8 protein-coding genes and 5 pseudogenes are annotated in these 10,040 nt (G+C 58.0%); 4 read left to right on the forward strand and 9 right to left on the reverse strand.

All coding sequences use genetic code 11. From position 1 onward, the window contains the following. Positions 1–28: 28 nt before the first annotated feature. From AC1DXW_RS19290 to AC1DXW_RS19300, 3 genes are read right to left on the reverse strand one after another with little or no spacing between them, the layout of a single operon-like run. Entirely contained in the window at positions 29–295 is a 267-nt protein-coding gene (locus AC1DXW_RS19290) for an acyl carrier protein (RefSeq protein WP_108217404.1), read from the reverse strand. Beyond that, the gene (locus tag AC1DXW_RS19295; RefSeq protein ID WP_477756578.1) at positions 292–1,098 is read right to left on the reverse strand and encodes a MaoC/PaaZ C-terminal domain-containing protein; all 807 of its coding nucleotides are present in this window, start codon (positions 1,096–1,098) and stop codon (positions 292–294) included. Before AC1DXW_RS19295 ends, AC1DXW_RS19290 begins: the two co-directional genes overlap by 4 nt. A 2-nt stretch (positions 1,099–1,100) precedes the next feature. After that, positions 1,101–2,369 carry a beta-ketoacyl-[acyl-carrier-protein] synthase family protein gene (locus AC1DXW_RS19300; RefSeq protein ID WP_108217402.1) on the reverse strand — a complete coding sequence of 423 codons (1,269 nt, stop codon included), beginning with the start codon at positions 2,367–2,369 and terminating at the stop codon, positions 1,101–1,103. Between the two features lie 445 nt (positions 2,370–2,814). Between AC1DXW_RS19300 and AC1DXW_RS19305 the strand changes: the two genes are divergently transcribed. Further along, positions 2,815–3,474: an acyl-homoserine-lactone synthase gene (locus AC1DXW_RS19305; RefSeq protein ID WP_477760329.1), complete on the forward strand. Its 660-nt coding sequence runs from the start codon at positions 2,815–2,817 to the stop codon at positions 3,472–3,474. Positions 3,475–3,496: 22 nt separating this feature from the next. Here the strand turns inward: AC1DXW_RS19305 and AC1DXW_RS19310 are convergent, their stop codons facing one another. Then, positions 3,497–4,225 carry an autoinducer binding domain-containing protein gene (locus tag AC1DXW_RS19310; RefSeq protein WP_477756595.1) on the reverse strand — a complete coding sequence of 243 codons (729 nt, stop codon included), beginning with the start codon at positions 4,223–4,225 and terminating at the stop codon, positions 3,497–3,499. A gap of 160 nt (positions 4,226–4,385) precedes the next feature. Here AC1DXW_RS19310 and AC1DXW_RS19315 point away from each other — a divergent pair. The 3 pseudogenes from AC1DXW_RS19315 to AC1DXW_RS19325 all read left to right on the forward strand — a co-directional run. Then, positions 4,386–4,538: pseudogene (locus AC1DXW_RS19315) on the forward strand (helix-turn-helix domain-containing protein); the annotation flags it as partial. A gap of 150 nt (positions 4,539–4,688) precedes the next feature. Then, positions 4,689–4,955: pseudogene (locus tag AC1DXW_RS19320) on the forward strand (IS630 family transposase); the annotation flags it as partial. Then, a pseudogene (locus AC1DXW_RS19325) lies at positions 4,931–5,116 on the forward strand (IS256 family transposase); the annotation flags it as partial. The pseudogenes AC1DXW_RS19320 and AC1DXW_RS19325, both read left to right, overlap by 25 nt. 54 nt (positions 5,117–5,170) lie before the next feature. On the opposite strand, the pseudogene AC1DXW_RS19330 reads toward AC1DXW_RS19325, so the two are convergent. The 5 genes and pseudogenes from AC1DXW_RS19330 to AC1DXW_RS19350 form a co-directional block, all read right to left on the reverse strand. Beyond that, a pseudogene (locus tag AC1DXW_RS19330) lies at positions 5,171–5,317 on the reverse strand (diguanylate cyclase); the annotation flags it as partial. Positions 5,318–5,666: 349 nt separating this feature from the next. Beyond that, complete coding sequence (locus AC1DXW_RS19335) at positions 5,667–6,107, reverse strand: CBS domain-containing protein (protein ID WP_477756596.1); 441 nt, start codon at positions 6,105–6,107, stop codon at positions 5,667–5,669. Between the two features lie 101 nt (positions 6,108–6,208). Further along, positions 6,209–6,595, reverse strand: a complete 387-nt coding sequence (gene nirD, locus AC1DXW_RS19340; protein WP_477760330.1) for a nitrite reductase small subunit NirD — start codon at positions 6,593–6,595, stop codon at positions 6,209–6,211. After that, positions 6,595–9,156, reverse strand: coding sequence for a nitrite reductase large subunit NirB (gene nirB / locus AC1DXW_RS19345; RefSeq protein WP_477760331.1), 2,562 nt, complete (start codon positions 9,154–9,156; stop codon positions 6,595–6,597). Before nirB ends, nirD begins: the two co-directional genes overlap by 1 nt. A 647-nt stretch (positions 9,157–9,803) precedes the next feature. Next, positions 9,804–10,040: pseudogene (locus AC1DXW_RS19350) on the reverse strand (IS4 family transposase); the annotation flags it as partial.

Genomic DNA, 10,040 nt, shown 5'->3' on the forward strand with positions numbered 1-10,040 from the left:
CTCCTATCCGTAACGGTAGACCTGCCAGTCAGGCAGGGACGGCGGCCGATTCCTTGAACTCGACCACGAACTCGCACAGCTGGCGCAGCGTGGAAATCTTGCGGCTGGCGAACGAATCGGGATCCAGCGCCACGCCGATCTTCTTCTGCACCACTAGCTGCATCTCGACGAAGTCCAGGCTATCGAACGCCATCGATTCGATGTTGGTATCGAGGGTCACATCGTTTTCGTCGACATCCTTGAGTTCCAGAATGAGGTCGCGAACAACAGCAAATACTTTCTCTACAGTGGTCATTGCACAGCTCCTTGGTGGGTTGAAAGTGTCTTTGCCATCAGCCCGAGAGTGATGGTCATCACGTGGCGATCGCTGACATGCACCCCAAGATCGAGGGTGCCCACGGCCTTGCCAGGGCTTTCAATCAGGTGGATGTTGTCGATCTCACAGCGAATATCGGTCTGCAACTTGCCCAGCGAGCGCAGCGACGTGCAGAAGGTGATCTGGTGGCTGGTCTGCACCACCAGGTGATCAGACAGATCCTCAAGCCGGTCCGGCCGCTGTCGTTGACGGAACTGCGGGGACAGGCAATCGAAGATCACTCCCAGATGGTTACGAATGAAGTGGGAAAAGATCAGTGCATCGAGCGCGACCCAATCATCGACCCCCCGGCCCAGGTCATCACGAAACTGTGCGAGCCAGGCCGCGACCTCCTCGCGTGCCAGCAGGAAGCCCGGGGTTGTGGATAACCAGACCGGCGCTTCGACGATACGTACATGGCCGATCATGTGTTCACTGTCGCCGCCGCTCGAGTGCAACTTGAACCCCGTGCTGCCGCTGCGCTCGCGGGTCGACAGGGCTACCGGGCTGTCACGCAGCACCGGAGCCTTGAGCAGCGCCTTGAACTGCATCCAGTCCTGGGGCAGCACCTGATTGACGCGCCCCATGCGATGCTTGACCGGCAGTAGCGCGAGCATGCCATGCACCACCACATCGGCTGCGTCCATGCGGCGCGCCGCCTCACGGTCGAAGTGGATCGGGTTGCGATCACCGGAGAGGCCGGCCCAGGCCTCGATCTGCTCGGCTCCGAATTGCAACTGCATGATCAGACCACCTTGCGCAGCATGATGCCGGCGTTGGCACCACCGAAGCCGAAGCTCAGGTTCAGCACGTTATTCAGGGTCTGCCCATGCAGATGCTCGTTGGGCACGTAGTTGAGGTCGCAGTCAGGATCGGCCTCATCCATGTGGATAGTCGCCGGGATGGTGCCACGGGCCATGGCCTTGAGGCAGAAGACCGCCTCCATGGAACCGGCGGCACCGATCAGGTGGCCGGTGTAGGACTTGGTGCTGGACATCGGAATGCCGTATGCGGCGTCCCCCAGGGCCAGCTTGATCGAGCGGGTTTCGTTGACATCGTTGAGCGGTGTCGAGGTGCCGTGCAGGTTGACGTAGTCGATCTGCGATGCCTGCACGCCTGCCTGCTTGCAGACGTCATTGATCACCCGTACCCGGGCCTGCATGTCTTCGGCCGGGGCTGTCATGTCGTAGGCGTCCGAATAGTTAGCGTAGCCGGTGATCTCGCCGAGAATCTTCACGCCCCGTGCCCGGGCCGACTCATAGTCCTCCAGGCATAGCACAGCCGCGCCCTCGGAGAGCACGAAGCCGCTGCGTCCCTTGCTGAACGGGCAGCAGGCCAGGCGCGTGTTTTCCTGCTCTTTGCTCAGGGCCTGGATGACATCCACCGACCAGACGTTGAACTGCTCTTTCAAGGACTCACTGCCACCAGCGATCATCACCTTGGCGCGGCCGCTGCGAATCGCCTCGTAAGCCTCACCAATGGCGATGGTGCCCGTGGCGCAGGCTGCAACCGGGCTGTTCTGGATACCACGCATGTTCCAGTTCATGGTGATACCGGCGGTCGCGGCATTGCACATCGACATGACGGTGGCGAAGGAAGTGGAGATGCCGTGCTTACGGTATTCGTTGTTATTGCAGTTGGCGGTGTCGAGCCCACCCCAACCGGTGCCCAGGATCACGCCGCGATCAAAGGGCGAGACGATCTCATCCAGGGGCGTATCACCGAACGCCATGCGGATCGCCTCGTGGGTGGCCACCAGGCTGTATTTGGCGAACAACGGCAACATCTTGGAGATTTTCTTCGAAAACGGACGCATCGCTTCACGACCGAAGTCATCGATAAAGCCAAAGTAACGCGCATGGATGCTCGGATCGTCGAACCTGTGCTGACGGTAACCGACCTGGTAATCCATCATTGCGTCCCAGATGGCGTCGACATTCTCGCCGAGCGAGCAGATGGCGCCATAACCGGTTACAACGACCCGGCGCGGTTCTGAAGAAGCGGACTTTTCCATGATCTTCCCTGTTTCGATGTCTTGACTGGAATGCCGCACAGCGTGAATAAGCCTGATCCAGACGCTCAGACTGTCATTGGCATGTTCGGCGATTTAGGCAAGTGGAGCACTCGCAAGTACAAGCCATGACGCCTTGGTTGGAACATTCGTCCAGCATTGAAAAGTTCAGCGCTGCGGCGTCATAGGGGGCTTAACCACTGCCCGGCATAAGTTGCCGTAGTTACCCAGAGAGAACAACTGTATCTAGGTGCAGATAGCGCGATGAAAATCAAATTATGCAACCTGCAACTGCACCTAAGTACAGGTTGCCGCTGGGCGGACATTGATAAACTAACAATGGTCGCGCGATTGATTTTTCGTACCCGGAAGTTCATTCCCCCGCGACCTGTACGAGCCGCAGCACTTAGTACTTAAGTGCCAGCCCCCACGGAAGAACGTTAATAACATGAAAGCTATCGAGTTTCACGCGCTTGACTATAGTGCGACGCCCCACGCCTGGGTCGCCGACTTGTATCGCCTGCGCAAGGAAGTATTCGCTGATCGTTTAAGTTGGAAGGTCAATATAAACAACGGCATCGAGTTCGATGAATACGACAGCGAGCGGACGACCTACCTGATCGGTACCTGGGAGGGTGTCCCCTTGGCCGGCCTGCGCCTGATCAGCACTCTGGATCCCTATATGGTCGAAGGGCCGTTCCGTGATTTTTTCCGCTGCGAGCTGCCCAAACACGCGCTGATGGCCGAGTCCAGTCGCTTCTTCGTCGACAAGATCCGATCACGCCAACACGGCCTGGCCCAGGTACCGCTGACCGAAATGCTGCTTCTTTGCATGCACAACTATGCCGCAGGCAGTGGCCTGGAATCGATCATCACCGTGGTCAGCAATGCCATGGGACGGGTCGTACGCAACGCCGGCTGGCACTACGAAGTGCTGGATACCGGCGAAGCCTCTCCGGGGGAAAAGGTGCTGCTGCTGAACATGCCGGTAACCGAGTTCAATCGTCAGCGGCTGATGTCCAGTATTGCGCGCAAGCAACCCTTGTCATCCACGCAGGCAAGCCAGTGGCCGCATCGTCTGCACATCCGCGACACACCGCTCGGTTAGCCCAAGCGGATCAGCGCCTGAATCAGAGGATGCCTTGGCGCCGAGCCTCATAAACCGCCTGCTTGGCATTGCAGACCTGCAGTTTTCCGGAAATGTTGGACATGTGAAATTTGACCGTACGCTCGGAAATCGCGCAGATCAGCGCGATTTCCCGGTAGGACTTGCCCATCATCACCCACTTGAGCACCCCCATCTCCTTGCCCGAAAGTGGCCCACTCTGAAGTTTGGAAAACAGTTCATCCACCGTCCGCAGGCTCAACAGTCGGCTATGAAAGCGGATCAGTGCCATCTGTATCTGCCCCTGCTGGTCGGCCATGCGGCGATCGAAGTCGGCTTGCTGCCCGCCGTTGCAAAGACTCAACGAACTGAACACTCCACAGGGGTCATGCAGGATAAAGGTGGCGCCGGAGCAGATCCGGTATTGGCTGGAACGTCGAAACAACTCCCGACTCTTGTCACAGGAAACGGCCTGGAGCGCATCACTCCAAGAAAATGGCGCGCAACTTTTAAGGCCGTGTTGAATGATCGGATCGATCAAATGATAGTTGGCTCCCTTATAGGCTTTCAGCCAGGGCGATGGATAATTTGAAACAATAAGGGGAGCCGCTTCACGATTTCGAGGAACAGCAAAGTAGGCATAGCTTAATCCCTGAAGGTCCCCCAACAGGTTTTCAAGTTCGGGTTGTAAACAGACGCTTGAATGACTCTCGTCGGCCGGGACGAAATCAGAGTATTTGAATTGACTATCCATGTTATGAGCTCATTATCCTTCAGGATTACCTCGACTCCGCGGAAACGGCGAAGACAATGCAAGATTTTTCATTATACCTGCCGCGTGAGTGCGTAGCACTGACATACAAGGCGGTTAATTCCGGTACGCTGGCGGGCTATATTCGACTATGACCTAAGGCAAACTCAGCGTTGAAGAACGCGTCGCCATCCAGCTCGGCCAAGCCCAAGGCTTTAGTCAGCGAAGGATCACCTGCTTGATCAACCGAGCGCCCTCGACGGTAAGCCGGGAGCTGCGCCGCAACCAAGAGGCCTGTAGCCGCTATTCGGTACGTACTGGGGGACGCAATGGGCTGCGCTCTTCCAGTGTCCTGTCTCAGAAATAAATTTCTGGCCTGAGCTATGCTTCTGTGGTCAGTCAGTGCCTGGAGTTATCACATGAACTCTCAGGACATCATGCTCAGTGAAGACGAACAAATTGAACTGAGTCGACGAAACGAACCCTTGAGCAAGTCACTCAGCCGCGTATCGGTCAGCCTCGCTGGAGCTGTCGAAGCATGGCTCGAGTCGCCGGCATTTCACCGGCCAGCGTCCAGCGGATATGGGCCGCCAACGACATAAAACCGCACCTGACACGCACCTTCAAGCTGTCCAGCGACCCGAACTTCGAAGAGAAATTCTGGGACGTCATCGGGCTGTATCTGGCGCCTCCCGATAAAGCCCTGGTGCTCTGTTGCGCAAGATCATCAAGACAAGAGGTCACTTTCCAACTGACGATGCAGCGACGAAGCTGATCTGGCTGGCATTACAAAATATCACCGCTAATTGGGGCAGTGCTGCCCATGACTGGAAGAATGCCATGAATCAATTTGCGGTCTTGTACGGAGATCGATTCATCAGGCCGCCCTGGTGAAATAAAGGCCTGCCTGACGGCAGGCCATTACCGGCCCGCACACAAAAAATCTGACACTCTCGTGGCTACAACCAAGCCCGCGGCATCCGGCTCGAACTGGCGAAGCTCACTCAACTTGCTACAGCCCAGATCGAGCAGTTGAGCGATCACCTCGTCATGCCGAAGCAGTTCTTCGTAAGTGATCGGTGATTCCTCCAAGAGATTTCATCTTTTTAAGGACGATGACCTAATCTAAATCAGCTCCAGCCCATACTTCAGCCCACTCCCTGGATGGAGTATTGCTTTTCGACCAGCGAGCAGTTTTTCGAATGGTCTCTTTGTCCCTGTACTTCTGAAGCGCCGAGACAAAAATAACGATTTTGATCTTCCCCCAGCGAAGCTCAACAAACGAATACGCTCCGAGGTATCCATCATGCCGTCCGCCAGCGCACCTATGGAGGCCAGCGTTTCCTGAACTTGCTCACGACTGCGTTGTGCGGTTTCCGACGGGCAGCACATTTGAAAACTTCATGTACTCACAAGCCTTCGGTCCACCCTGCCCCCGGTCGTTTTAATGCCCGCGAATGTAGTGTTCCAGTTGCCGGATCAGCTCGGTCTGCTCGACGATGGCTTCCTTGACCAGATCACCAATCGACAACAGGCCAATCAGTTGGTCGCCCTCCACCACCGGTAGATGACGCAGATGACTGTCGGTCATGACCGCCATGCAACGCTCAATGCTCTGCTGACTGTCTGCAGTCACGACGGGCGCGCTCATGATGGCCCGCACCGGCGTACCGACCGAAGAGCGCCCCTGTAGAACGACCTTGCGCGCATAGTCGCGTTCGCTGATAACGCCGACCACCTGCCCCTCCTCTATGACGGGTAGAGCACCGACATTTTTTTCCGCCATCATCCTCAACGCTTCAAGCACCGTCTGGTCTGGCGCGATGCTATGCACCCGCCGGTTCTGCACGGCCTTGAGCTTCAGCAGTTGTGCGGCTGTTTTCATACGAACCTCCGATACTGTTTGTCATTGATCATCGACTCCGCCGGAGCCTGGCATACATCATTAATTGAATGAGCGCTCAGCCCCCGGCGAAATCCATGGGGTCAGGCCACCGCGACCTCCACCTGGCCTTCGTTCAGCCGCACCGGCCAGACCCGCAGGCGCTGCTGCGGATACTCCAGGCAACTGCCGTCCTCAAGGCGGAAATGCTGTTTGTAGAGTGGCGAGGCAATCACCAGATCGCCCTTGACGCTGCCGATCAGCCCGCGACCGATGACATTCGCCCCGGATTGCGGGTCATGATTATCGATGGCATAGAGGGTCTTGCCTTCGGCAGCCGGCAGGTAGAAAAGCGCCACTTGTGCACCGTCGAGCCAGACGACGATGCCGGAGTTACTCACCAGATCCTCCTGGCTGCACACCGCTTGCCAGGCATCGGGATTGACCAGGGAGGAACTGGAATAGGCTCGCTGGGTATCGGACTGGCTCATCAGGCAATCTCCTCGATGACAGGGATAAGGTGGAGTTCAGCGGCCATGATCGGCCGGCGCTGACCGCGTTCCTGGACAAAATGGATGTCCGGGTCCGGGCGTTGATCGTTGACGAAGGTGCGGAAGCGCTTGAGCTTTTCCGGGTCTTTCAGGGCGTTGGCCCATTCGCATTCGTAGCGGTTGACCACCAATTGCATCTGCGACTCGAGCTCCTCACCCAGCCCGAGGCTGTCGTTGATGATCACGTCCTTGAGGTAATCCAGGCCGCCCTCCAGGCTCTCGCGCCAGACCGAGGTACGCTGCAACTTGTCGGCGGTGCGGATGTAGAACATCAGGAACCGGTCGATGTAGCGAATCAGGGTGGCGTCATCAAGGTCGGTAGCGAACAACTCGGCGTGGCGCGGGCGCATGCCGCCGTTACCGCACACATAGAGGTTCCAGCCTTTCTCGGTGGCGATTACGCCAACGTCCTTGCTCTGCGCCTCAGCGCACTCACGGGTGCAACCGGAGACCGCGAACTTGAGCTTGTGTGGCGAGCGCAGGCCTTTGTAGCGATCCTCGAGGGTCAGGGCCATTTTCACGCTGTCCTGCACGCCATAACGGCACCAGGTGCTGCCGACACAGGACTTCACCGTGCGGGTCGATTTGCCATAGGCGTGCCCGGTCTCAAAACCCGCTTCAATCAGCTCGGCCCAGATGTCCGGCAACTGATGCAACTGCGCGCCGAACAGGTCGATGCGCTGCCCGCCGGTGATTTTGGTGTAGAGGTCATATTTCTTCGCCACCACGCCGATGGCGATCAGCTTGTCAGCGGTGATCTCGCCGCCGGGAATACGCGGCACCACCGAGTACGTACCGTTTTTCTGCATGTTGGCCATGAAGGTGTCGTTGGTGTCCTGCAACGGTACCAGCGACGTGTCCATGATCGGCTGGTTCCAGCACGAGGCCAGAATCGAACCCACCGCCGGCTTGCAAACGTCGCAACCGGTGTGGCCACGGCCGTGCTTGGCCAACAGTTCTTCGAAGGTGATCACTCCCTCTACCCGTACCAGCGCATAAAGCTCCTGGCGGGTATAGGCGAAGTGTTCGCACAGGCTCTTGTCGACACTGACGCCACGGGCAATCAGCTCATGCTCGAACACTTGCTTGAGCAGGCCGGCACAACCGCCGCAGCCGGTACAGGCCTTGGTTTGCGACTTGAGCTGGCCCAGGTCGGTGCAGCCGCCGTCGATGGCCGAACAAATGGAGCCCTTGGTGACGTTATGACATGAGCACACCGTGGCCGACCCGGGCAGCGCACCCGGGCCCAGGGTCGGCGCGCCTTCGGACGATGGCAGAATCAGGCTGGCGGGTTCTGCTGGCAAGGTAATGCCGTTCTGCATGTATTGCAGCAAGGTGTCGTAATAGCTGTTGTCACCGACCAGCACTGCACCGAGGACATGTTTGCCACTTGCATCCACCACCAGGCGGCGATAGCTGGCGCTGGTTTCGTCGATGAATTGATAGCTGCGTGCGCCTGGGGTATTGCCGTGGGCGTCGCCGATGGAGCCGACATCCACCCCCAGCAGCTTGAGCTTGGTCGACATGTCGGCACCGGTGAACGGCTCGGCGACTTCGTTGCACAGACGGGCCGCGACGCTGCGCGCCATCTGGTAGCCCGGCGCGACCAGGCCGAACAGGCTGCCGTTCCATGAAGCGCACTCACCGATGGCGTAGATGTTCGGGTCGCAACTGAGGCACGCGTCGTCGATCACCACGCCACCGCGCGGACCGATCTCCAGCGCGCATTGACGAGCCAGCGCGTCTTGAGCGCGGATACCGGCGGAAAACACGATCAGGTCGGTTTCGAGGAATTCGTCATTGGCGAAATTCATGCGATAGCGGTACTGCTCGCCAGCGCTGATCGATTGAGTGGCGCGGGACAGGTGTACACCGACGCCCAATCGTTCGATCTGCGCCTTGAGCGCCTGGCCACCGAGGTCATCCAGTTGTACCGGCATCAAGCGCGGTGCGAATTCCACCACGTGGGCTTCAAGGCCCAGGCTCTTCAACGCGTTCGCGGCTTCCAGACCCAGCAAGCCACCGCCGACCACCACACCGCGCCGGGCATTGGCTGCCGCAGCCCGAATGGCATCGAGGTCTTCCAGGGTGCGATAGACCAGACGCGACTCACCTTCGGCGCCTTCGATTGGCGGAACAAACGGATAAGAACCGGTGGCCAGAACCAATTTGTCATACGTGACGCAACCTTGCGAGGTGACCACCTGGCGACGGACGCGGTCGATTTCCAATACCGGCACACCCAGATGCAGCGTAACGCCGGGCGTGTGGTAAAGCGACGCATCGGACAGCGCCAGCGACTCGGCATCACGACCGGAGAAGTACTCGGAAAGATGCACACGGTCATAGGCGCGCATCGGCTCCTCACTGAAGACGTGCAGCCGGTAATGGTCAAGCGCTCCCCGCTCGATCAGCTGTTGGACACAATGATGTCCGACCATGCCATTACCGATCACGATCAGCGTTTGCATCTTGTTCAACGTGGCAACATTGGAATTCATAGAAAGCACCCAGCCCGAGCCAATCACGGTTTTAAAAGCAAAAAAAAACGCCTGAAACCTTGCGGTTCCAGGCGTCTTTGCCTGTTCTTTTGCGGTGTTGAAACCAGGCGCCTATGCCTGATCCACCGATGCTGCCCACGACCTGTCCGGCCAATCGATCGTCGTTGACCGAGGGGGCTGTCCACACGAATGCGTTCCAGGTGGACCTGATGTCAGCCTTGCAGCCTTTGTGCCAGCCAGCGACAGAGAGACTTCAACTGTCTGGAAACACTGACTCTTGAGCCCGGGGGGATTGTCACGACGCTGGAGCTACCGCAGACGAAAGCGCTTTGCGGCGCTTCCGACTGGTGCACGCTGTGACGCATGGCGCTTTATAAAAGTGCATGGACAGTTCGATTCCACAGGCCGTCAGCACTCAAGCCTCGATCAGCTGTTCCTGTCAGCCCTGTCATGTCGTCGTCACATACACCAAGCACAATGGGATCAGCCAAATGGATTTGGCCCATCTACAGAGAGCTTGGCCGACACCGGGCTTTTTTCATTGCTACGACAGGCTTTTCACGAAACGCTCACAAGATGGAGCGCAGATTGGAAGCACAAAAGGATTTGACCCCAAACAGAAGGCCCGCCATTGCGCGTAATGCTGTTCACTTAAGCGGAGCAGCCTTACGGTCCACCGGAAACCGGGTTTTTGAAATTTTCACCGTCCTTGGCCTCGAAGGCCTTGGGCGGTGATCCAGAAACATTCCCCCAACACCTGCCCTTAACTCTGCCAATCGCCTCCCTGTGGCTGAAACCGGATTGGCCGCTGCCATCACGATCAGTTGGACGGCGATGTACTGGCAGGCCGGTTTGAAGCGGATGTCGCTGGGCGCTCGGCCAAA

Source organism: Pseudomonas sp. P4_C4 (genome assembly GCF_056402055.1).